Origin of the sequence: Blautia faecis (genome assembly GCF_020554845.1) — a bacterium.
Classification (GTDB): domain Bacteria; phylum Bacillota; class Clostridia; order Lachnospirales; family Lachnospiraceae; genus Blautia_A; species Blautia_A faecis.
This window is the reverse complement of sequence record NZ_JAJCIA010000024.1, coordinates 21,572-47,484: the sequence shown is the minus strand read 5'-3', so window position 1 is coordinate 47,484 and position 25,913 is coordinate 21,572. Positions and strand designations below refer to the sequence as shown.

18 protein-coding genes are annotated in these 25,913 nt (G+C 44.0%); all 18 read left to right on the top strand.

The window, feature by feature from the left end:
• Positions 1–228 precede the first annotated feature (228 nt).
• The 18 genes from LIZ66_RS12375 to LIZ66_RS12295 all read left to right on the top strand — a co-directional run bounded on the left by LIZ66_RS12375 (position 229) and on the right by LIZ66_RS12295 (position 25,598).
• Positions 229–1,128 carry a carbohydrate ABC transporter permease gene (locus LIZ66_RS12375; RefSeq protein WP_226854735.1) on the top strand — a complete coding sequence of 300 codons (900 nt, stop codon included), beginning with the start codon at positions 229–231 and terminating at the stop codon, positions 1,126–1,128.
• A complete protein-coding gene (locus tag LIZ66_RS12370) occupies positions 1,121–1,948 on the top strand; it encodes a carbohydrate ABC transporter permease (protein WP_178733537.1) in 828 nt (275 codons plus the stop codon). Before LIZ66_RS12375 ends, LIZ66_RS12370 begins: the two co-directional genes overlap by 8 nt.
• Positions 1,949–2,177: 229 nt before the next feature.
• Complete coding sequence (locus LIZ66_RS12365; protein ID WP_227200984.1) at positions 2,178–5,303, top strand: beta-galactosidase, LacZ type; 3,126 nt, start codon at positions 2,178–2,180, stop codon at positions 5,301–5,303.
• A 75-nt stretch (positions 5,304–5,378) separates the two neighbouring features.
• Positions 5,379–7,403 (top strand): beta-galactosidase, encoded by a 2,025-nt coding sequence (locus tag LIZ66_RS12360; protein WP_227200985.1) that lies wholly within the window; start codon positions 5,379–5,381, stop codon positions 7,401–7,403.
• Positions 7,404–7,510: 107 nt separating this feature from the next.
• Positions 7,511–8,494: an AraC family transcriptional regulator gene (locus LIZ66_RS12355; protein ID WP_173717080.1), complete on the top strand. Its 984-nt coding sequence runs from the start codon at positions 7,511–7,513 to the stop codon at positions 8,492–8,494.
• A 177-nt stretch (positions 8,495–8,671) separates the two neighbouring features.
• Positions 8,672–9,976: a BMP family ABC transporter substrate-binding protein gene (locus LIZ66_RS12350; RefSeq protein WP_173717079.1), complete on the top strand. Its 1,305-nt coding sequence runs from the start codon at positions 8,672–8,674 to the stop codon at positions 9,974–9,976.
• Between the two features lie 250 nt (positions 9,977–10,226).
• Positions 10,227–11,759 carry an ABC transporter ATP-binding protein gene (locus LIZ66_RS12345; protein WP_227200986.1) on the top strand — a complete coding sequence of 511 codons (1,533 nt, stop codon included), beginning with the start codon at positions 10,227–10,229 and terminating at the stop codon, positions 11,757–11,759.
• Complete coding sequence (locus tag LIZ66_RS12340) at positions 11,760–12,857, top strand: ABC transporter permease (RefSeq protein ID WP_227200987.1); 1,098 nt, start codon at positions 11,760–11,762, stop codon at positions 12,855–12,857.
• A complete protein-coding gene (locus tag LIZ66_RS12335) occupies positions 12,858–13,850 on the top strand; it encodes an ABC transporter permease (protein WP_227200988.1) in 993 nt (330 codons plus the stop codon). It abuts the gene before it with no gap.
• Positions 13,851–14,092: 242 nt separating this feature from the next.
• Positions 14,093–15,397 carry a trigger factor gene (locus tag LIZ66_RS12330; protein ID WP_227200989.1) on the top strand — a complete coding sequence of 435 codons (1,305 nt, stop codon included), beginning with the start codon at positions 14,093–14,095 and terminating at the stop codon, positions 15,395–15,397.
• A gap of 192 nt (positions 15,398–15,589) precedes the next feature.
• Entirely contained in the window at positions 15,590–17,266 is a 1,677-nt protein-coding gene (locus LIZ66_RS12325; RefSeq protein ID WP_173717076.1) for a M3 family oligoendopeptidase, read from the top strand.
• A 79-nt stretch (positions 17,267–17,345) separates the two neighbouring features.
• On the top strand, positions 17,346–17,918 hold the full coding sequence (locus tag LIZ66_RS12320) for a hypothetical protein (protein WP_227200990.1): 573 nt from the start codon (positions 17,346–17,348) through the stop codon (positions 17,916–17,918).
• 202 nt (positions 17,919–18,120) lie between these two features.
• Positions 18,121–20,382: an ABC transporter substrate-binding protein gene (locus LIZ66_RS12315; protein WP_227200991.1), complete on the top strand. Its 2,262-nt coding sequence runs from the start codon at positions 18,121–18,123 to the stop codon at positions 20,380–20,382.
• A 91-nt stretch (positions 20,383–20,473) separates the two neighbouring features.
• Positions 20,474–20,602, top strand: a complete 129-nt coding sequence (locus LIZ66_RS20055; RefSeq protein WP_368072609.1) for a DUF6783 domain-containing protein — start codon at positions 20,474–20,476, stop codon at positions 20,600–20,602.
• Between the two features lie 51 nt (positions 20,603–20,653).
• Positions 20,654–21,640 carry an ABC transporter permease gene (locus LIZ66_RS12310; RefSeq protein WP_118579276.1) on the top strand — a complete coding sequence of 329 codons (987 nt, stop codon included), beginning with the start codon at positions 20,654–20,656 and terminating at the stop codon, positions 21,638–21,640.
• A gap of 10 nt (positions 21,641–21,650) precedes the next feature.
• Entirely contained in the window at positions 21,651–23,393 is a 1,743-nt protein-coding gene (locus LIZ66_RS12305; protein WP_226836499.1) for an ABC transporter permease, read from the top strand.
• A gap of 8 nt (positions 23,394–23,401) precedes the next feature.
• Positions 23,402–24,598 (top strand): ABC transporter ATP-binding protein, encoded by a 1,197-nt coding sequence (locus LIZ66_RS12300; RefSeq protein WP_118579273.1) that lies wholly within the window; start codon positions 23,402–23,404, stop codon positions 24,596–24,598.
• On the top strand, positions 24,591–25,598 hold the full coding sequence (locus tag LIZ66_RS12295) for an ABC transporter ATP-binding protein (protein ID WP_148461212.1): 1,008 nt from the start codon (positions 24,591–24,593) through the stop codon (positions 25,596–25,598). The genes LIZ66_RS12300 and LIZ66_RS12295 overlap by 8 nt, the downstream gene beginning before the upstream one ends.
• The last annotated feature ends 315 nt before the right edge of the window (positions 25,599–25,913 follow it).

Below are 25,913 nucleotides of genomic sequence, written 5' to 3'. Positions count from 1 at the left end.
TCCGGGACAAGTAATTGAAATTAAATAGGAATTAATTATTAGGAGGCGGGGGACTGCTAAGTAGTCCTCCGTTTTCTGTTCAAAGAAAATGCCTGTTACTCCATACAGGCGCCTATCTAACAGTTGTACGGCTGAGCAAAAGGAAGTCACATAAAAACATTTTGCTCACTGGTACAGCTGTTAGATGGAAAAGTTGCAGTATATATAGGCTTGAAAGGAGGAGTTCCTGTGAATTCCAAGAAAAAAGGTATGACACTGGCTGCGAAGCAGAAAGCTGCCGGATGGATATTCCTGGCACCAGCTTCTATCATGATCGCCATCATGAGCTTTTATCCAATGATCCGGGCATTTATCATTTCCCTGCAGACAGGTGCCGGCGCAAATATGCGTTTTGCAGATCCAATCTTCAGTAACTACAAACGTATCCTTGCAGATAAAGTGTTCCAGCAGTCCATTGGCAACACATTCCTGTATCTGATCATTCAGGTTCCGATCATGCTGATTCTTGCGATTCTGCTTGCACAGCTTCTGAACAACAAAGACCTGAAGTTCAAAGGTTTTTTCCGTACATGTGTATTTCTTCCATGTGCAACTTCCCTGGTTTCCTATTCACTGATCTTCCGTTCCATGTTTGCAACAGACGGTCTGATCAACAGTGTTCTGATGAAAATGGGAATTCTCTCCACAGGATATAATTTCCTTGGAAACTCCACCAGTGCGAAGATTGTTATTATCATCGCCTTGATCTGGAGATGGACCGGATACAACATGGTATTCTATCTGGCAGGACTTCAGAATATCGAATATTCTGTTTATGAGGCAGCGAAGATCGATGGTGCAAACGGATGGAAAACCTTCTGGAAGATTACAGTACCGCTTCTGAAGCCCACTATTATCATGACCTTCATCATGTCCATCAACGGTACCTTACAGCTGTTTGATGAGTCCATGAACCTGACAAAGGGTGGCCCTGCAAACTCAACCATCACAATGTCACATTATGTTTATAATACCTGTTTTGTCAACGTGCCGAACTTCGGATATGCAGCAGCAATGTCCTTTATCATCTTTGTTATGGTAGCGGTTCTGGCATTTATCAACTTGAAAGTAGGTGATACTCGTGACTAAGAAAAACAAATCCGCAATCCAGAGAAGATTGATTCCTACATACATTTTTCTGATCATTGTATCATTTTTCTCCGTTTTCCCGCTATACTGGATGATTTCAGCAGCTACGAATACTTCCACGGATGTATCACGCGGACGTATTATTCCGGGAAGCTATTTCATGGAGAACTTTAAGAACCTGACATCCCAGCAGCCACTTTGGAGAGCACTTGGAAACTCCTTCTTCTATGCAATCCTGACTACAGTGATCTGCCTTCTGATCTGTTCCATCGCCGGATACGGATTCGAAGTATATCATGACAAAGGAAAAGACAAATTGTTTTCCATTCTCCTTCTTGCCATGATGGTTCCTCAGGTTGCTACTATGGTTCCGTTGTTTAAGATGTTCTCAAAAGCGAAGCTTCTGAATACATCCATCGGATTTATCCTTCCGATCATTTCCACACCATTTATGATCATGATGTTCCGACAGAATGCAAGAGCTTTTCCAGTAGATATTATCGAAGCAGCACGAATTGACGGCTTAAGCGAAGTGAGAATCTTTTTCCAGATGTTTATTCCAACCATGAAATCCACCTACGCGGCAGCCGCTGTTATTACCTTTATGAATGCCTGGAATGCATACCTGTGGCCGAAGGTAATTATGACAGATAACAAAGCCATCACAATGCCAATGCTGATCGCCAACCTGATCACAGGCTATGTAACCGATTACGGTATGCTGATGTGCGGCGTATTATTCTGTTCCATTCCGACCATGGTTGTATTCTTCGTTCTGCAGAAGCAGTTTGCAGAAGGTATCACCGGTGCGGTGAAATAAGTTTGAAAATCTAAGGGTGCTGCGATTTATTTGCGGCGCCCTTTTTTCTGAACATGGATACGCAATCTATGGACGATTTTTATATATTGTTCTGTAAAAATTCCATGGAAATAGAAAGTTTATATTACTATAATAAAACCAGTACAGGGCATCTGGAAAATATTGCCCGCAACGTTTAGAGAGAGGGTTACTGTTGTTACCAGTGAACAGTATCGAGAAAGGATTATATATGAAGGAATTTGATTATTCATTAGTTAAGAATCCCGAGTATTTTAAAGACGGAAGAATGGAGGCGCACTCCGATCATATCACTTATGCAAACGTGGAAGAGGCTTCCACAGGTGAGACTTCTTACCGCCACAGCTTAAATGGAATCTGGAAATTCCATTATGCCCGCAATTACGGAAATACCATAAAAGGCTTCGAGAGAGAAGATTATTCCTGCAAAGACTGGGATGACATCCGTGTGCCGGCCCATATCCAGATGGAGGGCTACGATGCACCTCAGTATGCCAATGTGCAGTATCCATGGGAAGGACACGAGGATATTCACCCAGGGAAGATTCCGGAGCATTTCAATCCTGTGGCAAGCTATGTGAAATATTTCACAGTGCCGGAACAGATGAAAGGAAAACGTCTTTTTATTTCCTTCCAGGGTGCAGAAAGTGGAATCGCTCTCTGGCTGAATGGCCAGTTTGTAGGATATAGTGAAGATTCTTTTACCCCGTCAGAATTTGAACTCACCGATTATGTGAAAGAAGGGGAAAATAAGCTGGCAGCTCAGGTGTTCAAGTGGACAGCCAGCAGCTGGTGCGAGGATCAGGATTTCTATCGCTTCTCCGGAATTTACCGGGAGGTTTATCTTTATACAGTACCGGGTGTGCATGTGTATGATCTCCAGATCCGTGCAATCCCGGATGAGAGCCTTAAGAAAGCCCGGTTTGAAGTCAAGACCAGCACCTGGGGAAAGGGAAACGTACATATTGTTCTGTCAAAAAAAGGACAGACCATATTGGAGGAAAATAAGAGCTTAGGCGAAAATGCAGCAAATACAGGAAGTGACAGGAACGGAAAAGATGCAGCCGCTGAAGCTACTGGCAGAACCGTTCAGAAAGGTGTTGCTGATACTTTTAGCTGGACGGTGGAGAATCCGATTCTCTGGAGTGCAGAAGATCCCCAGCTCTACGATTTGGTCATGGAGGTTTTCGATGAGAATGGTATTCTTCAGGAAGTGATCCCTCAGAAAGTCGGTTTCCGCCGATTTGAAATGAAAGATGGAATTATGACTTTAAATGGAAAACGAATTGTATTTAAAGGTGTGAACCGTCATGAATTCAGTTCCATAACAGGAAGATGTGTATCCGAAGCAGAGCTCCGCAAGGATCTGACCATCATGAAGCAGAATAACATCAATGCCATCCGAACCTGTCATTATCCGGATGCTTCTCTGATCTACCAGCTTTGTGATGAGTTTGGAATTTACATGATCGATGAGACCAACCTGGAAAGTCACGGCTCCTGGGATACAGCGGAATTTACGAAAGACTATACTTACGTGGTTCCACATGATAAGCCGGAATGGCAGTCTATGATGTTAGACCGCGCCAATTCCATGTATCAGAGAGATAAGAACCATCCTGCAATCCTGATCTGGTCCTGTGGAAATGAGTCCTTCGGTGGTAAGGATATTTTTGAAATGTCCCAGCTCTTTAGAAATGCAGATCCTACCCGTCTGGTACATTATGAAGGTGTCTGCCATGACCGCAGATATAACGCTACCAGCGATATGGAAAGCCAGATGTATCCATCTGTGGAAGCAATTAAAGAGTTTCTTGCAAAAGATGATTCCAAGCCCTTTATCTGCTGTGAGTATACCCATGCCATGGGAAATTCCTGCGGTGCCATGCATAAATATACAGATCTGACAGATACAGAGCCGAAATATCAGGGTGGCTTTATCTGGGATTATATCGATCAGTCTATTTACAAAAAAGACCGTTATGGAAAAGAGTTCCAGGCATATGGCGGAGATTTTGGCGAGCGTCCTACTGATTATAATTTCAGTGGAAATGGTATTGCATATGGTGGAAATCGTGATGCGTCTCCGAAGATGCAGGAAGTGAAATTTAATTATCAGAATATTACCGCACAGGTAAGTGCTGATTCAGTGAATGTGATCAACAAAAATCTGTTTGTAAATACGGACACATTTGAATGCAGAGTAACCCTTCAGAAGGATGGAAACATAATTCATACAGAAGTACTGGATACAGCAGTGGCTCCTTTGAGCCAGATGGAATATGCTCTTCCATTTAAGAAGGAGGAGAAAGCAGGTGAGTACACGGTAACGGTTTCTTTCCATTTGAAAGAGGATATGCCATGGGCGAAAGCAGGTCATGAGGTTGCCTTTGGACAGTATGTTTACCAGGTGGAAACAGCTGTGAAGCCTTGCACAGAGCATCTGGAGGTAATTCATAGTACCCATAATATTGGCGTGCGCGGAGCGGAATTTGAGGTGCTTTTCTCCGTATTGAACGGTGGTCTTGTTTCCTATAAATATGCAGGAAAAGAAATGATCGAGGCAATTCCGAAGCCTAATTTCTGGCGTGCACCAACAGACAATGACTGTGGAAATCTGATGGCAATGCGATATGGACAGTGGAAGCTTGCCAGCATGTATGTAAACCATAAGGATTACCGCGGAGCGGCATATGGACCTGGAAATGTACCAAAGGTAGAGGAAAAAGAGCATTCCGTAAAGGTATCCTATACCTATTTTCTTCCAACTGTTCCGGCGGCTGAGTGTACACTTGCTTATGAAGTTTTCGGAGATGGAAGAATTCGTACCACACTTTCCTATGATCCGGTGAAGGAGCTTGGCGATATGCCGGAATTTGGTGTGATTTTCAAGTTTAATGCAGATTATGACCATGTATCCTGGTATGGACTTGGAGAAGCTGAGACCTATGCAGACCGTAAGAAAGGTGCAAAGCTTGGAATCTACGACAATATGGTAAAAGATAATGTGGCAAGATATATGGTTCCACAGGAATGCGGTGCCAAGGAAGAGGTCAGATGGGCGAAAATCACAGACCGGAAAGGCAGAGGAATGCTTTTTGAGATGGATAAAGAAAATGGCCCGATGATGTTCTCTGCCCTGCCATACACACCTCACGAGATGGAAAATGCAATGCATCCATATGAGCTGCCCCAGATTCATTATACAGTAGTGCGCGTGGCAAAAGGCCAGATGGGAATTGCCGGAGACGACAGCTGGGGAGCAAGAACCCAGGAAGAATATCTGCTGGATACAAGTAAGCCTATGGAGTTTTCATTTGTATTTAAGGGAATCTGAGAAAAAATACGTTACTGCTCACTCCGTGGCCAGTAACAAAAATACTCTTATCATGGCAACAAAAAGGAGATTGAGATGGCAAAAAAAATAGAATATGGCCGTATGCTGCATGGTGGTGACTACAATCCGGAGCAGTGGCTTGACCGCCCGGACATTCTGAAAAAAGACATTGAATATTTCAAAAAAGCCCATATTAATACAGTATCTGTAGGAATCTTTTCCTGGGCAGTACTGGAACCAGAAGAAGGAAAGTACAATTTGGGCTGGCTGGAAGAGATTATTGACAATTTATATAAAGAGGGAATTTCCACGATTCTGGCAACACCGTCAGGCGCAAGGCCAAAGTGGATGGCCGATAAGTATCCGGAGGTCCTTCGCATGGATCCGGACCGCACCAGAAGATTTTTCGGAGGCAGACATAATCACTGCTATACCTCTCCGGTATATCGTCAGAAGGTCCATGATTTGGACAAGCTGCTTTCCCAGAGACTGGGCAGTCATCCTGGTGTGATTCTGTGGCACATTTCCAATGAGTTTGGCGGAGAATGCTATTGCCCTCTTTGCCAGCAGAAATTCCGGGAATGGCTGAAGGAGAAATATGGAACCATTGAGAAGCTGAATTCCAGCTGGTGCACCACATTCTGGAGCCACATTTACAATAGCTTCGATCAGATTGAAGCCCCATCCCCAAAGGGGGAGAACGAGCTTCATGCATTGAAGCTTGACTGGAACCGGTTCGTTACTGACCGCACCATTGATTTTATCAAAGGAGAGGTTGCTGCAATCCGTGAAGGCGGTTCTGAACTGCCGGTAACAGCCAATCTGATGTATGATTACAATGGTCTTGATTACAAGAAGTTTCGCGATGTTCTGGATGTGGTATCCTGGGACAACTATCCAAGCTGGCATAAGAAAGAGGAATTTTTTACTGCCATTGACGCAGGTATGCAGCATGATCTGATGAGGAGCATTAAGAATCAGCCATTCCTTCTCATGGAGTCCTGCCCATCTGCCACAAACTGGAAGCCCATCAATAAGCTGAAAAAGCCGGGAATGATGCTGGCTTCCTCTCTTCAGGCAGTGGCTCACGGCTCCGACAGCGTTTTATACTTTCAGCTGCATCAGAGCCAGGGGGCTTCTGAGAAATTCCACGGTGCAGTGATCGACCACTATGGCGGAGAGGATACCCGTGTGTTTAAAGAAGTGACAGAGGTTGGAGAGGCACTGGAGGCACTGAAGGAAGTCTGCGGCAGCCAGATGAAGTCTCCGGCAGCAGTCCTTTATGACAGAGAAAATAACTGGGCAATCCAGGATGCACAGGGACCGCGGAATGAGAACATGTTCTACACAGAAGCGGTGCAGAAGCAGTACCGCGCCCTGCGTGAACAGGGACTGAATGTGGATGTGATCTCCATGGAGCATGAGCTTTCCGGCTATAAGATTGTGGCAGCGCCAATGGCTTATATGTTCAAAGATGGATACGAAGAAAAATTAAGAGCATATGCAGAAAATGGCGGAACCCTGGTGATCACTTACTGGACCGGTCTTGTGGATGGCACAGACAAGTGCTTCCTTGGAGGTACACCATACGGGCTTATGGAGGCAGCCGGTCTTCGTACTACGGAGATTGATGCTCTTTATGACTGGGAAGAGAACCATGGAATTTCGGAACCAGGCAATCATCTGGAAATCAGCGGCATCTATACTTGCAAGAACCTGTGTGAGCTGGTAAAGGTTTCTGACGCAGAAGTGCTTATGCGCTATGGCGATGACTTCTATGCAGGAACTCCTGTAGTGACACATAAATCATATGGAAAAGGTCACGTATATTACGTTGGCGCAGATATGGAACAGGCTTTCTACAGTGATTTCTACGGAAAGGCAGCAAAGGAAGCTGGCATTCAGGCACCGCTGGGATTCGTACCGGCAGAGGTTTCTGTCACCTTACGTGAAAATCAGGAAAATGAATATCTGTTTATCCAGAACTATGCAAGAGAAACCAAGGCAGTTCCGGTTCCGGCAGAATATGAAGTGATCTACGGCGCAGCGGATGAGATTATGCAGCCGCTGGCAACAAGGGTCCTGAAAAAGAAAAAATAGAGATTAAAAATAGAGGAAGAAGTTAGTGTGAAAAGAGCTTTTGACACTAACTTCTTTTTGTGTATATAATTAGAAAAACAGAAATCATGCAGCAGGGGGTATGTGTAGTGCAGAGAGAACTCTTGGAGCAGCTTCGTGAAATTACAGAAGAAGAGAGAAGGATCCTGAACGGAGAAGCAGAAGTGGACAGGGATCTTTACACGTCTGGAAGCGATTTTACAATTGACAGCAATAAGATGCTGGAGGAAGGGAAGCTGATCGCAATCCGCACCCATACCAGGTTTGTTCATTTCCCCCTTCACCGCCATAATTATGTGGAAGTACTCTACGTATGCGAGGGAACTCTTACTAATGTTATAGATGGCAAACAGGTTATTGTGCGAAAAGGGGAACTGCTTTTTCTGAATCAGTTTACCCATCATGAGATTCTTGCAGCTGGCAGGAATGACATTGCCATAAATTTTATGGTATTGCCGGAGTTTTTTGATGTGGCATATTCAATGGCAGGAAATAATAATGTTCTGGCAGATTTTCTGGTGAATGTACTGCGCCGGGATAACCAGCAGGGAGAATATCTTCATTTTAAGGTATCTGAGGTGCTGCAGATCCAGAATCTTCTGGAAAATATTATTTATTCCCTTGTAACAGGAAGAGGCAACCAGAACAAAATCAATCAGACTACCATGGGACTTATTTTTCTTTACCTTATGGACTCTGTACAGTATGTGGAAATGCGCCTTCCAAATCAGTACGAGAACATGATATCCATGACTACTCTGGATTATATTGAGCAGAAATACCGCACGGCCACCTTGACTGAGCTATGCGATATGCTTCACCTTCCCATGCATGTATTAAGCAAAATGATAAAAAAAACAACAGGCTTTAATTTTAAGGAGCTACTTCAGCGGAAACGTCTTAGTAAAGCTGTGGAACTGATGTGTGATACAGACCTTCCCATCAGCGATATCATTGCAGCAGTGGGCTATGAAAACAACAGTTATTTTCACCGTGTATTCAAGGAAAGATATGGGGTAACGCCAAGAGCTTTCCGCGTGGCTAATAAGAAAAATGATAAAGTAAGATTATGAAGAACGCGTAAAAATATGTTTACAAAAAAATTATCATTTGTTCAAAAATATTTTTTGAATTATATATAAATGGTTGACATTTAATTAGAAAAAAAATAAAATAATTGTAATGTTTAAGATTTTTCTTACATAGAGGGGAAAAGTCTCAGGCAAATAAAATATCAAGGAGGAAGTAAAATGAAAAAAATGTGTAAAAAAGTAGTCAGCCTTCTTCTTGCAGCAGTGATGGTGCTTACAATGACCGCCTTCGCTTCTGTTGTTTATGCCGCTGACGAGGACAGCGTTGAAGCTGATCCGAACTTCAAGATGGGAGTTATTCTTGTAGGTGATGAGACAGAAGGATATTCTGCAGCTCATATCGCCGGTGTCAAGGAAGCTGCTGCAGAGCTTGGTCTTGACGAGAGCCAGATCATCTGGAAATACAAAGTTCCGGAAGACTCCAGTTGCTATGATGCAGCAATCGACCTTGTTGGACAGGGATGCTCTCTGGTAATCGGTAACAGCTATGGACATCAGACCTATCTGGTACAGGCTGCTCAGGAATACCCGGATGTAACATTCGTTTCCATGACAGGCGATTTTGCAGCAATCAGTGGATGCGAGAATTTCAAGAATGCATTCACTAACATCTATGAATCCCGCTATGTATCCGGTGTTGTAGCTGGTCTGAAGCTGAAAGAGATTCTTGAAGATGGCACTCTTACCACCGAGACACAGCCAGACAGCTTTGATGCAGACGGTAATGTAAAGGTTGGCTATGTTGGAGCATTCAGCTACGCTGAGGTTGTTTCTGGTTATACTGCATTCTACCTTGGTATTAAGAGCGTTGTTCCGAACGCTGTAATGGAAGTTAAGTACACAAACTCCTGGTTCGATATTGACAAAGAGGGTGCAGCAGCTGAGGCACTTATTGCAAACGGCTGTGTGATCATCGGACAGCATGCAGACTCTACAGGTGCTCCTGCAGCTACACAGAAGCTTCACGATGATGGCAAGATCTGCTACTCTGTAGGCTACAATATTGATATGCTTGAGACTGCTCCTACAGCAGCACTTACCTCTGCTACCAATAACTGGGCAGTATACTACAAACATGCAATTGCAACCGTAATGGGCGGTGGTGACCTTGAGCAGGACTGGTCCGCAGGATATAATGACGATGCAGTAGGAATCACAGAACTTGGTGAGTCCTGTGCAGAAGGAACTGCAGACTACGTTGCTGACATCGAGGGCAAACTGAAAGACGGTTCTCTTCAGGTATTTGATACCTCTACATTTACTGTAGGCGGTGAGGAAGTTACCTCTGCACCGGTTGACCTTTCCTTCATGGATTACACAACTGATCCAGCAACTGTTGTATATCAGGGCGAGACTGTTGAGGCAATCGTGGATGGACATTTTGCAGAGTCCACATTCAGAAGCGCTCCATACTTTACACTTCGTATTGATGGAATCACAGAGGACGCAGACGCTGTTGAATAAGCAGTAATGCGAAATCCTGCGAAGCATGATTTCTGTGCATCGCGGAGCAGGTAGCTGGGAAGAAACCTGAACAGTTATCGAATTACATGAAATCCAAAAGGGGAGCTGTAAAAAGGCTTCCCTTTTGTTTCGTAAGCGGGAAAGTTAAAATCCACGCGGATGTGGGATTTTGGCGAACGCTTCAAAGATAGGCAAAACCAGAAGAGCTTGTTTTGCCTTGATTATAAAACGGGAAGGGAGGCACAACACTTTGGAATATGCCATTCAGTTAAAAAATGTTACCAAAACATTTGGAAAAGTTGTTGCCAACAAAAATGTAAACCTTAATGTAAGAAAAGGTGAGATCCTCTCCCTCCTGGGAGAAAACGGAAGTGGAAAAACCACTTTGATGAATATGATCTCCGGCATTTACTTTCCAGATTCCGGTGAGATTCTGGTAGATGGAAAGCATGTGGAGATCCGTTCCCCAAAAGATGCCTATGATCTGGGAATCGGTATGATTCACCAGCACTTTAAACTGATCGACGTCTTTAGTGCCACTGAGAATATTGCACTTGGTCTTGATAAAAAGCAGAAATTTGATTTGAAAGAGGTTCGTAAAAAAGCACAGGCTATCTGTGACAGGTATCACTTTGATCTGGACCTGAATCAGAAGGTTTACGAGATGAGCGTATCTCAGAAACAGACTCTGGAAATTGTAAAGGTTCTTTACAGAGGTGCAAACATTCTGATTCTGGATGAGCCGACAGCGGTACTGACACCTCAGGAGACAGCCCGTCTGTTTGAGGTTATCCGAAATATGAAGGCAGATAATAAATCAGTTATCATTATTACCCATAAGCTTCACGAGGTTCTGGAGATTTCCGACCGCGTTGCCATTCTGAGAAAAGGAGAGTACATAGGTACCGTAGATACCTGTGAGGCCACTGAAAATTCTCTCACAGAGATGATGGTAGGCAAGAAGGTGGAACTGAATATTGCCCGTTCCGCACCTGTAAATCCGGTGAAGCGGCTTTCTGTTTCCCATCTGACCGTTTATAACCGGGAGGACATTAAGGTACTGGATGATGTAAGCTTTGACGTTTATGGCGGTGAGATCCTGGGAATTGCCGGAATTTCCGGAAATGGACAGAAAGAGCTTCTGGAAGCCATTGCCGGACTTCAGATTACAGGCCAGGGCAGCAGTATTGAGTTTTACGAAAGAGGAAAAGAAAATCAGCCCCTTCAGCTGGTTGGAAAAACACCGAAGAAAATCCGTGATGCAGGTGTTCACCTTGCATTTGTGCCAGAAGACCGTCTGGGTATGGGACTTGTAGGTTCTATGGGTATGACCGGAAATATGCTTCTGAAAAGCTATGGAAAGGGCGCATCCCCGCTTACAGATATGCGTACCCCGAAGAAAATGGCAGAGAAGGTTAAGGAAGAGCTTGAAGTTGTGACTCCAAGCCTGAATACTCCGGTATCCCGTCTTTCCGGAGGAAATGTACAGAAGGTTCTTGTTGGCCGTGAGATTGCAGAAGCACCTACTGTACTGATGACTGCCTATGCAGTGCGAGGCCTTGATATCAATACCTCTTATACCATCTATAATCTTCTGGATGAAGAGAAGAAAGAGGGAGTTGCCGTAGTCTATGTAGGTGAGGATCTGGACGTTCTCATTGATCTGTGTGACCGTATTCTGGTACTTTGCGGCGGTAAAGAGAATGGTATTCTGGATGCCAGAACGACTACGAAAGAAGAAGTTGGACTTCTTATGACAAATCTTCGGAAGGAGGGAAAATAAATGAGTGACGCAAAAACTAAAGAACCCTTGATCCGAATTATTAAGCGTGACAGAAGCAGCTTCGGGTACAAGGTATGGGTTCGTGCGGCTGCCATTATTCTGGCGCTTGTAGTAGATGCGATTTTTATTTATAGTGTAACAGGCCTGAATCCATTATCTGTATATGGTGTTATGTTAAATGGTACCTTTATGACAAGCATCCGTTTTTCCTGGGCAATGCGAGATCTGGTAACCCTTCTCTGCATTGGTATTGCCCTTGCTCCTGCGTTTAAAATGCGCTTCTGGAACATTGGCGCAGAGGGACAGGTGCTGATGGGAGGTCTTGCCACAGCTATGGTTATGGTAAAATGTGGTGCCAGCCTTCCGACTCCGGTTCTTTTTCTTGTGATGTTTCTTACAAGTGTGATCGCCGGAGGCCTCTGGGGCTTTATTCCGGCAGTATTCAAAGCATACTGGAATACAAATGAGACACTTTTTACCCTGATGATGAACTATGTGGCAACCAGTATTGTTGCATGCATGACCAATATCCTTCGAGGAAAGGCTTCCAGCCTTGGTAAGCTGAACATGTCTACACAGGTTGGATGGTTCCCGCAGTTTATGGGACAGAGATATAATATTAACATTCTCATTGTAATGATTCTCATGTTTGTAATGTTCTTTTATCTGAAATATTCCAAACAGGGCTATGAGATTACCGTAGTAGGTGAGTCTGAGAACACAGCAAGATATGCCGGAATTAATGTTAAATGGGTAACAATCCGTACCATGATCATCTCCGGAGCTATCTGTGGTCTGGTAGGTTTCCTGATCGTTGCAGGAAGAGACCAGACTATTTCCACCACATCTGCAGGCGGAAATGGATTTACTGCCATCATTGTTGCATGGCTTGCAAAATTCAATACTTTTTACATGGCACTGATTTCCTTCCTGCTGATCTTTCTGTCAAAGGGAGCAGCTGAAATTGCTTCCGCATACAGCCTGAATGACTATGCGGCAAGTATTATTGAAGGTGTGATTCTGTTCTTTATTCTTGGAAGTGAATTCTTCATCAACTATAAAATGATTTTCCGTGGTTCCAAAAAGGAGGTGCACTAAATGAGTAATCTGATTGCGTGGATCATCAGGGCAATTCCATTTGGAACAATTATCATGTTTGGTTCCATGGGTGAGATCACTACTGAGAAATCAGGAAACCTGAATCTTGGTGTTCCTGGAATTATGTATCTTGGCGGCTTTGCTGGCTTCGCCAGTTCCTATTTTTATGAGAAAAATTCAGCAGATCCAAAGGGGTGGATATGCGTGATCCTGGCGCTTGTGGCAGCAATTGCAGCCTCCATGCTGGGAGGGCTGATTTTCAGCTTCCTTACCATTACCCTTCGTGCAAACCAGAATGTAACCGGTCTTGCACTTACCACATTTGGTATGGGTGTTGCCAATTTCTTTGGTGTATTTATTTTAAATGGTGCAAGCTACACTGCAGCACCGCTGGCATACGCTTCTTTTTCAAAGAAGATTCCATTCCTGTCCAGTAAGCTGGGAATTCTAAGTAAAACTGTTTTTGCCTATGGTTTTCTGGTGTATGCGGCAATCATTATTGCTGTTGTTCTGCATTATGTGCTGAACAAAACAAGAGTAGGTCTGAATCTTCGGGCTGTAGGTGAAAATCCGGGAACTGCAGACGCAGCCGGAATCAATGTAACCAAATATAAATATCTGGCAACCTGTATTGGTGCCGGTCTTTCCGGAATCGGCGGATTATATTACGTTCTGGATTATAATCAGGGCATCTGGGCGACAACGGGACAGATAGAGGCTCTTGGCTGGCTGGCTGTTGCACTGGTTATATTTACCACATGGAAACCTCTGAACTGTATCTGGGGTGCGTATCTTTTTGGTATGCTCTACTGGTTGTATCAGTTCCTTCCAAGTATTCTTGGAATCAAGGTTGCAAGTTATGTCACAGACCTGATCCAGATGGTTCCTTATGTGGTTACCATTATCGTACTGGTTGTAGTAAGCTTTCGAAAGAAAAAAGAGAATCAGCCTCCGGAAAGCCTGGGACTTTCCTACTTCCGAGAGGAAAGATAACAGGGATTGGCTTGATAGAATATTGAAATTTCAGAATCCTCTGCTTATGCTGTATGGTGCAGCATGCAGAGGATTTTTTTCATTCTTCAGACGGCAATACGATTTGTGAAAAATAAGTGTCCATAGGAAAAGAAAGTTTACAAGATATTTCGAAAATGTTATATTATTATTAAATAACATGCGAAACATATAGAATGGATAGTTGGCTCTTATCTATACAGTTATCAGAAAGGAATAAAAATATGAAAAAAAGATATGTTCTTGCTGCACTGGCAGCTATGACAGTACTTGCAGGCTGTGGAGATAATGCTTCTCAGCAGAAAAACACGGACAATACTACCCAGGAGAGCACAGCAGAGGAGAATCTGACAGCTGCTGATCCGGATGAAGATGGAGAAGAACTGGATCCTGAATTTTCACAGGATGTAGAGAATAATGAAGTGATCGATGCAGATGACGCAGAGGAAGAAGTGGCGCTTGATCCCATTACTCCTTCTGAATATCTGGTTCAGAATGCTTCCGATTATGTGACTCTTGGAGATTATAATGGTGTAGAGGTTACCAGGTATACCTATGAGATCACAGACGATATGGTACAGGATGAGATCCAGGAAGAACTGGCAGATGCCAGTGATGAGCAGTCTACCAATGCACCTTCCGAGGATGGAAATATTGTATATATGAATCTTACTGCCAATGTGGAGGGTGAGGAAGCTGCTGATCCTGACGAGACTTTTATCACTTTGGGACAGGAAGAATTTGGTGCAGAATTTGACCAGAAGCTGACAGGCGTTTCTACAGGAGACAAACTGGATTTCAGCATCACATACGGAGATGACACCTGGCAGGAGGACTGGCAGGGAAAAACCGTTGACTTTTCTGTGGAGGTAACAGATGTTACAGCTTCCAATACTCCGGAATATGATGAAGATTATGTAAAGAATTATACCGGGTATGACACGAAGGAAGAATATGAGGCTTCTGTAAAAGAATATCTGGAGCAGTCCTATGAGGAACAGAGTACTTATGACGAGACAGAAGATCTGATTTCTGCCTGCCTGGCACGTACAGAGTTTACCGGAGAATATCCGGACGACCTGTTTGAGGCATGCAAGGAAGAGGCACTCTCCGGTTATTCCATGTTTACAGGGGAAGACGGAGATGTAAGTGATGTGCTGGATATGTTCGGGGTTACAGAGGATGATATTGCGGAAGAAGCCAAAAATCTTGTAAACCGCCGCCTCTTCATCAGTGCATATGCCGAAGCCAATAATATTGAGGTAACAGAAGATGAATACGTGAATTATGTGAATGAGTATGCTGACTACTATGGCGAGAGTCCTGCTGATTTTGAGACTCTTTATACACGGGAAACGCTTGTAAATGCCCTTTATGAGAGCAAGGTAACAGAGCTTCTTCTGGAAAAGGCAAACGTGACAGAAACTCCATATACACCAGAAGAGTATGATGAAGAGGAATCCAAAGAAGATGACACGCTTGATGATCTGGAAATCGTAGAAGAAGGAGAAGAAGGCGTAGCTGAATAAAATCTGAAGATTTGGCAAAACACACTTTCAACGTCATAATGTTCTTTTATTAACATTTTTTATAAATTTAAGCCTTTTAATTTAGATGTGATTATGATATAGTAAATAATACGCGACAATGGACGGACAGCATTCTGAAGATAAGCTTTAGGAAGTTTGTCCGCCCATTTGTGTCTATAAAGGAGGAACGAGATGAAATTTTCAGAAATGCCTTACACTCGTGTGGATTTTCCGGCTGTGATCGCACAGGCACAAGAGATTATCCAGCGCGCATCTTCTGCGAAGAGCGGAGAAGAGCAGTTCGAGATTCATCAGGAATTTAACAAGCTGATGGATCACGTGAGAACTCTTTACACCATCGCCCATATCCGCAGGGATGGAGATGTGACAAATGAGTTTTATGACGGCGAGAAGAGCTACTATGATGAGAAGCTCCCGGAACTGAACGCAGTGACAAATGAGTACAAGAAAGTACTTTTTGCCACCCCATATCGTCAGTATATGGAAGAGAAAATCGGACCGGTTGCATTTAAGTCCATGGAACTGGAGATGAAATCTTTCGATGACAGTCTGATTCCGCTGATGCAGGAGGAGAATGCCCTTGCTTCCCGTTACAGCAAGCTGATCGCTTCTGCCAAGATCATGTGGGAAGGAGAAGAACTGAACCTTTCCCTTATGCGCAAGTATATGCGCTCCCAGGATCGGAATACCCGTAAGAAAGCATGGGATGCTTTTTCAGGCTTCTTTGAGGAGAACCAGGCTGAGCTTGATGAAATCTACGATCTGATGGTGAAGAACCGTACCAGACAGGCACAGATGCTGGGCTTTGAGAATTACATTGATATGGGCTACTTCCGCATGAACCGTAATTCTTATACCAAGGAAGATGTACAGAAGCTTCGCGAGCAGATTAAGACTGTATTTGTACCGTTAGCTTCCAGAATGCACAAGAACCGTCAGGCACGCCTTGGGGTAGATGCACTTCGTTATTATGATATGGGTGTTTATTTCCCACAGGGAGATCCGGCGCCGATCGGTACTCCTGAGGAGATTCTTGAGAGCGGCCGCAAAATGTACACGGAGATGTCTGATGAGACAAGGGATTTCTTCAACATGATGATGGAGAATGAGCTTTTTGATGTATTCGGACGTAAGAATAAGGCTACCGGTGGTTACATGACGGAGCTTCCGGATTATGGTGTACCGTTTATTTTTGCAAACTTTAACGGAACCAGTGGTGACGTGGATGTAATCACACATGAGTGTGGACATGCATTTCAGAGTTATGTATCCTGCAAGGATCCGATCGCCGATCACTCCAGGTATCTGACCATGGAGACAGCAGAAATCCATTCCATGTCCATGGAATTCTTTGCGGAACCATGGATCGAGCTTTTCTTCGGGGAAAGAGGCGATGATTACCGCAAGATGCATCTTGAGGATGCCATCGACTTTATTCCTTATGGAACAATGGTGGATGAATTCCAGCACATTGTATACGGCAATCCGGAGCTTACACCTAAGGAGCGACGTGATGCATGGAACAGGCTGGAGCAGGAGTACCGCCCATATATGGATTCCACTGGCTGCAGGTTTATGGAAGAAGGCGGCTACTGGCAGAGACAGCACCACATTTTTGAGATGCCTTTCTACTATATTGATTATGTACTTGCACAGCTTTGTGCATTCCAGTTTAAGATTCGCATGGAGAAAGATCATGACGCTGCATGGGCTGATTATATGAAGCTCTGCCGGCTTTCTGCAAGTGATTTCTATCCGTCCATGCTGAAACAGGTGGGACTTACAGTTCCATTTACAGATGGCTGCATTCAGAAGATTGTGGATGAACTGGATAAGAAGCTGGGTTGAGTCATCAGACAAAGACTGTGAGAGGAAAAGCAATTTCGGGCAAGAGATTGGGAATTCACAGGAAAGTTGAGGCAGAATTGTGAAAAAATATGGGAATGATTACCGTCAGAGAGGGAAACAATTTGAATATACCGGAAAATGGTATGGCAGCAGCCTGTCCGTGAAGGAGCTGAAAAGACATGCCCTTAACAATACAGGCCTTATGGCAGCCGCCCTTGTGATTTATTTTGCCAGTTTAATGCTGAACAATGAAGGCAGCAGGATCTTCTGGATATTGCTTCCCTATATGGTGGTAGTCTTCCCTGTTTCCTATGGAATCATGGGAGGTGCTTCCTTATTCCTTTTTTGCAGACAGCAGGAGGGAAAAGCAGATCACTCACAGGTGGTAATCCCGGAAGAGCATATAGGGCATATGACCTGTGCACAGTATGAAAAAGGGGTGCGGCGTCCGGTAAGGTGCAGCATTGCCATCACGGTACTGGGACTTTTTACAAGCGTGGCAAACCTGATTTTTTTGTTAAAAGATTTCGAAAATCTTATTTTTACAAGGGAACTATTATTCGAGGCAGCCGCTGTGATGATTTTAGCACTGGGAAGTGTTAGCACTGCGCAAAACTGGCGGATTAAAGCGAAATTTACAAATTTTGAGTGAAAATCTTTCAGTTTTTGACAATTATGGACAAAATTCCAGACATATTTCGCCATATAGCTATTGCACATGTAATAAAACATGGTAAAATAGAGAGGTATAAGACAACAAATTTTCAGGTTGTCTGTAGTAGCTGGCCTCAAGAGTCCCCAACAGGCTCTGATGAATAGTTACAATAAAATATCTTAAAAAAGGAGGATAAGATATGAACAAGAAGAAGTTGATGGCCCTGTTATTAACAGGTGTCATGGCAGCATCAACAGTGAGCGTACCTGTTTTTGCTGAAGAAGCTGAGGGAGGTTCTTCTGATACACCACTTGTTATTGGACAGACTAACTTCTCCGAGAAATTCAGTGGATTATTCCACGAGGCAGTTCCGGATCAGCAGATCGCAGAGAATGTAGGTGAGTATCTGTTTGGAAGTGACCGTACAGGTGCTATTATTTACAATGGTATCGAGGGTGAGACACATGAGTATAACGGAACGGATTATACTTATACAGGACTTTCCGACGTAACTGTTACAGAGGGCGAGGATGAGACTGTATACAATTTCAAGCTTCGTGAGGGTGTAACATTTTCTGACGGTGAGCCTCTTACCGCAGATGACCTGATTTTCACATATTATGTACTTTCTGATACAGATTATGATGGAAATGCAACATTCTACTCCACCAATATCAAAGGTATGAAGAATTACCGTCTGAATTCCACAGCAGCAGATTCCATCACAGATGAGGATGTTGCAAATACACTTGCAGACATGCCGGATGAAGTTGCTGCAAGAGTGAAAGATGAGCTGATTGTTCCGCTTCTTACATCTGAGTATGAGTGGGCGCAGACTGCATGGGAAGATTATGCAGATGCTTATGGTGTTACAAACGGAGATGAGTTCTTTGGAATGCTTTACGCAGCAGATGAGAACTATTCTGTAGATGGCAAAGATCAGGATACGATCATTAATGAGATCGCAGACCAGTATGGCAAGGACTATCTTGCACTTGCAGCTGCCTACGGCGACGAAGCATACTTCGATGAAGATGCAGCAACAATCGCTTCCGAATACCTGGTAGAGCAGAAAACTGCAGCAGGTGAAGGTGAAGAGGTTGCGAACATTGAGGGAATCAAGAAGCTTGGTGATTACGAAGTTGAGGTTACCACAGATGGTTTCGAGGCAACTACAATCTATCAGCTTGGGGTAATCGTTGAGCCAATGCATTATTATGGAGATGCTTCTCTCTATGACTATGATAACAACCAGTTCGGTTTCACAAGAGGAGATCTCTCCGCTGTACGTGATAAATCCAACCAGCCACTTGGCGCAGGTCCGTACAAATTTGTGAAATATGAGAACAAGACTGTATACATGGAAGCAAACGAGAACTACTACAAGGGTGCTCCTAAGACAAAGTACCTCCAGTGGCGTGAGACTTCCGACGCAGATAAGATTGCCGGTGTTGAGCAGGGTACAATCGACCTTTCCGATCCATCCGGAAGCAAATCTGCATTTGACCAGATTAAGAGCATCAACGGAAACGACGAGCTCAGCGGTGATAAGATCATCGTTAACGCAACAGACAACCTTGGATACGGATACATCGGTCTTAACGCAAACACAATCAATGTTGGCGGAGAGCCAGGATCTGATGCTTCCAAGAACTTAAGAAAAGCTCTTACAACTGTACTTGCTGTATATCGTGATGTAGCAATCGATTCCTATTATGGAGATGCTGCTTCCGTAATCAACTACCCGATCTCCAATACATCCTGGGCAGCTCCTCAGAAATCTGATGCAGATTATCAGGTAGCTTACTCTGTGGATGTTGATGGAAATCCGCTTTACACAGATGATATGACGGATGATGAGAAGTTTGCAGCAGCAACACAGGCAGCTCTTGGCTTCTTCGAAGCAGCCGGATACACTGTAGAGAATGGCAAGGTAACAGCAGCTCCGGAAGGTGCTAAGATGACTTATGAGATCATCATCGGCGCTGACGGAAGTGGAGACCACCCAAGCTTTGCAATCCTTACAGATGCGAAGGCAGCTCTTGAGTCCATCGGATTTACACTTGAGATCAATGATGTTACAGACTCCAACATTATGTGGGATGCTTTAAATGCAGGTACCGCAGAAATGTGGGCAGCTGCATGGCAGGCAACAGTGGATCCTGATATGTATCAGGTTTACCACAGCGCAAGTGTAAAGAGCAATTACTACCACATCAATGATGAAACACTGGATCAGGATATTATTGATGCCCGTTCCACAGCTGATCAGGAATACAGAAAATCTGTTTACAAACAGTGTCTGGACATTATTCTTGACTGGGCAGTAGAGATTCCGATCTATCAGAGACAGAACTGCGTTATTTACAGCCCTGAGCGTATCAATGCAGATACCTTTACGAAAGATGTTACCACATTCTATCCATGGTATGGAGATATCATTAATATCGAAATGAACTAAAGGTATAAAAGAAGAATGACTTGTTAGCGCAGTGGGTCCACCATAACCAGTGGACCCACTGCCTTACTGGCAGTATGCCTTGGGCTAGAGCGTGTCTGAAAAAGCATTCCCGCAATCTCCCACAAATTGTGACGCACATCTTGCAGAAAGCCTTTTTCAAACATGCTCTGGAACCCGGCCCGGTAAAACGGACAGAACCGGCAGGACACACTGCCAGTAAGAACAAGGTAAGTCAGTCTTCCCGCCCGATACTGAAAGGATAATTTATATAATGAAAAAATTTATTGTACGTCGTGTACTTCTTGGAGCGATGATCCTGTTCTTCGTTTCCATGATCATTTATTCAATTGAGAGAGCCCTTCCGACTTCTTATGTAGAGGGAAGAGCCCGTGATATGTCAATGAAACAGGGCGCGAAGCCCTATGATGAGCTGGTTGCTGAGTTAAATGCCGCTTATGGACTGGATAAGCCGGTCCTGGAAGGTTATTTCATCTGGCTTGGAAAAGCTGTTCATGGTGAATTCGGAGAATCCTGGATTTTCCATCAGCCAGTAAAACAGAAATTTGCCAGTGTCATCTGGTATTCTTTTGCTCTGGCACTGGCCTCCTTCCTGTTGGAAATTATCATTGCCATACCTTTGGGTATTATATCGGCAACGAAGCAGTACAGCAGGATTGATTATGCAGTTACCGTTTTTGCATTGATCGGTATTTCGCTGCCGTCCTTTTTCTTTGCTACCATTTTGAAATGGATTTTCTCTATTAATCTGAAATGGGTTGACCTGTATGGTATCGTAAGCCGTATGCATGAGTCCTATGGAAGTGTAGGTAAGGTACTGGATATGGCACAGCATATGATCCTTCCGGTTATTACGCTGACTATCGTAAGTGTTGGTTCCCTTATGCGTTATACCAGAACCAATATGCTGGAGGTTCTGAATGCAGATTATATCCGTACTGCCAGAGCGAAAGGTGTTCCGGAGAAAAAGGTGGTTTCTCATCATGCATTCCGCAATACTCTGATTCCGATCATCACCATCCTTGGAAGTACACTTCCGAACCTGTTCGGTGGAGCGATGATCACAGAGACTTTGTTCCAGATTCCGGGAATTGGATATACCTCCTACCAGGCATTAACTCAGGGAGATATTCCGTTTACCATGTTCTATATGGTATTTCTGGCATTTCTGACATTAACCGGCAATCTGATCGCAGATATCCTGTACGCTGTGGCAGATCCAAGGGTACGAGTAAATTAGGAGGAAAAACATGAGTACAGATCCAACAAAGAAAAAAGACGATCATGTCAGTACCTCCAAGGCACTGGATGATGAACAGCGTGTAAAAGTCCTTTCACCAGGAATGCTTGTTGCAAAGCGTTTCTTCCGCAATAAACTGGCTGTGGCAGGACTTGTAATTCTGGTAGCGATGTTTTTGTTTTCATTTATAGGTGGTATGGTAAGCCCTTACAATGAAAGCCAGGTATTCCGTAAAACAGATCATGTATGGAAAGACTATGCGGGAGCTACCTATAATAAATCTTATATTTTTACAACAGCAAATGGTGCAGAATTTCCTGCGCAGGGACAGCAGAAATTTATTCTTGCTACAAACAAGGGAAATGATTCCTTTGAAGCAAATGATGTAACCTACGGATTGGAACAAAAAGGTGAAGATTACTGGGCAATTTATTCTTCAGAATCAGTAGCAACCGTTCTTACACTGAAAGGAAAATCTACTTATAAACAGGTTGGAAATACAGAAATAACAGATGAAATCAAAGAAGGCTATGAAGAGGCTGTGGCAAATGATGCCAATACCTTTGAAGTAGATGGAACTACCTATACAATTGAGAAGGCCGGACGTGAGAATCAGATCACAATTTCCGGCGAAGTTGCATTTGCAACCAAGAAAGTATTCAGCGCAGCAACGAATGATGCAGAGATGGGATTTGATTTCCAGCAGGCAGCACTTGATGCAATTGAAGCAGGAGATGCTTTTTTTGAATACGATGGCGCAACCTATGAGCTGACTACAACAGAGAAAGAGACATCCACAGAGGTTGTAAAGGATGGCGAAGTTTATGCTACTGTTTCCAATCTTCTGGTATCTCCTCAGGCAAAAGGTGTGTTCCTTTCTCTTTCCTTTAAAGAAGCAGTAGAACAGGCAATTGCTGACAAAGCTTCTACATTTACAGCTGTTAATGAGGCTGGCGAAGAAGAAACCTATCAGCTTCAGACCAAGAATACACAGTATGTTGTAAGAAGCCAGAAAGCAACTACTGTAAATGATACTTATTCCGGACCAAGCAAAAAGCACTGGTTAGGAACAGACGGAAACGGTATGGACATGCTGACCAGACTGATGTATGGCGGACGTATTTCCCTGATGATCGGTTTCGTTGTTATCATTATTGAAGGTATTATTGGTATTCTGATCGGTGGTGTGTCCGGTTATTTTGGAGGATGGGTAGATACCATTCTCATGCGTGTGGTTGATGTTGTAATCTGTATTCCGGCAATGCCGCTGTACATTATCATCGGTTCTGTCATGGATTATTACAAAATTGACCCGCGAATCCGAATTTATGCACTTTGTGCAATTCTTGGTATCGTAGGATGGCCGGGAATTGCCCGTATGGTTCGAGGTCAGATCCTGTCTCTTCGTGAGCAGGAATTTATGGTTGCTACAGAAGCTACCGGTGTTCGTATTTCAAGACGTATTTTCCGTCACCTGATTCCGAACGTTATTCCACAGCTGATCGTTATTGCAACAATGGGACTTGGTGATGTTATCCTGATGGAAGCAACTCTTAGCTTCCTTGGAATCGGTGTTAAATTCCCATACGCTTCCTGGGGTAATATTGTAAATGCGGTAAATGATGTATACGTATTGACCAACTTCTGGTTCGTATGGATCCCGGCCGGATTCTTAATCCTGCTGACCGTTCTTGGATTTAACTTTGTGGGTGATGGTCTTCGTGATGCATTTGACCCGAAAATGAAACGGTAGGTGCGAATATGGCATTATTTGGTAAGAAAAACGCAAACTATATCTCAGCTAAGGAAACCAAAAGAATCTCCAAAGAGAATCGAAAGATCACCAATGAGATAGAGAAGAAAAGAAACAGAAAGAATATTCCGGAGTCAGAGTATATCACTACCATGAAGAATCCGGAAAACGTAGTTGAGTTTGACAATGTTCATACTTATTTCTTTACAGATATTGGAACTGTTAAAGCCGTTGATGGTGTAAGCTTTGAAATTCCTCAGGGAAAAACAGTTGGTGTTGTTGGAGAATCCGGTTGTGGAAAGTCTGTAACTAGCCTTTCCCTTATGCAGCTGGTACAGCGTCCTCAGGGACAGACTGTAGAAGGAGAAATCCGTTTTAATACCGGAGACAAGGTTTACAATATTGTAAATACTCCTACAAGTGAAATGCAGAAGCTTCGCGGAAATGAGCTTTCCATGATTTTCCAGGAGCCTATGACTGCACTGAACCCGGTATTCCGCATTGGAGAGCAGGTTGATGAGATCACCAAGCTTCACAATCCGGATATGAGCAAAGAGCAGGTAAAGGCCAGAACCATCGAAATGCTGAAGCTGGTTGGAATTGCCAACAGTGAGGGCGTTTATAAGATGTATCCTCATGAGCTTTCCGGTGGTATGCGTCAGCGTGTATGTATCGCAATCGGTCTTGCTTGTAATCCAAGACTGATCATTGCTGATGAGCCTACCACAGCTCTTGACGTTACCATTCAGGCGCAGATCCTGGATCTGATGCGTAACCTGAAGGATAAGATCAATTCTTCCATTATGCTGATCACTCATGACCTGGGTGTTATTGCAGAGATGGCAGATTATGTAGTTGTTATGTATGCCGGTCGTGTAGTTGAAAAAGGTACTGCAAGTGAGATTTTTAAGAACCCGTCTCATCCATACACCATTGGACTTATGCGTTCAAAACCGGTTGTAGGCAAAAAGGTTGACAAGCTTTACAGTATTCCAGGTAAGGTTCCGAACCCTATTGATATGCCGGATTACTGTTATTTCCGTGACCGTTGTGAGCTTAGCTGTGACAAGTGTCAGGGAAGCTATCCAGGCGTGATCAAATTAAGTCCTACACATGAAGTAAGCTGTTACCGCTATGCAGACCGTCCGGAAGCAGGATGGCTGGCAAATGTTCATCCAGGGGAAGGGGGAAAAACTCATGAGTGAGAATAAGACAGCAGAAAATACAAAGAATCAGCAGTCCGATAACATTCTGGAGGTATCCCATCTTAAGAAATATTTCCCGATCAAGGGTGGAATGTTCGGTAAGCAGGTTGGAGCTGTAAAAGCAGTTGATGACGTTTCTTTCACATTAAAGAGAGGAACCACGATGGGTCTGGTTGGAGAGTCCGGATGTGGTAAATCTACCACAGGAAGAACCATCTTAAGGCTGATTGAGAAAACAGACGGACAGGTTCTCTTCAACGGAAAAGATGTTTACGGTCTTTCCAATAGAGAAATGCGCGATATGCGTACCAAGATGCAGATCATTTTCCAGGATCCATATTCTTCCCTTTCCCCAAGACTGCCGGTTGGCGAGATCATCGGGGAAGCTGTAAGAGAGCATAACCTGGTTCCTAAGTCTGAATATGCAGATTATGTGACCAAGATCATGGATGACTGTGGACTTCAGTCTTATCATAAGGACCGTTATCCCCATGAGTTCTCTGGTGGACAGAGACAGCGTATCTGTATTGCGAGAGCACTTGCATTGAATCCGGAGTTCGTTGTGTGTGACGAGCCGGTTTCTGCGCTTGATGTTTCGGTACAGGCTCAGATCATCAACCTGTTAAAGGAACTTCAGGAGAAGAGAAATCTGACTTATCTGTTTATCTCTCATGACCTTTCCGTTGTAGAGCATATTTCCGATACTATCGGTGTTATGTATCTGGGTGGTCTTGTGGAGACTGGTACCACATCAGATATTTTTGCAAATCCTCTTCATCCGTATACAGAGGCTCTGTTCTCTGCAATTCCTATGCCGGATCCGGATCTGAAGAGAAACCGTATCATTCTGGAGGGAAATATTCCATCCCCGGCGAATCCGCCTAAGGGATGTAAGTTCCATACCAGATGCCGGAAGTGCATGGAGATTTGTAAGAATCAGGTGCCTGAGGTAAAAGATATGGGAAATGGGCATAAGGTGCGCTGCCATCTGTATGACTAAGAATAAAGCAGGCCAGGGATTACCTGGTCTGTTGCTATTTAGTGTGTTGAAAGTTGTTCAAGGCGGACGCATTCGGACAATGGTGATTGCTCACTCGCCGGCGCAACGCTCCAGCGAACTAACTGCTAACTGCGACTAAATCGTTCAGGAGAGCCTTCACGATTAAGTCTCCGTAAGCAGTGGATTTCGCCTACGCTAAAACCGCGCCTGAAATGGCTCGCTAGAGCAATCACCATTGCCCGAATGCTGTGTACTGTCTGGGACTTATTTGTTCATAGGAACTTTCGACAGAGGGGGAGTGATTGGTTTCCCGAT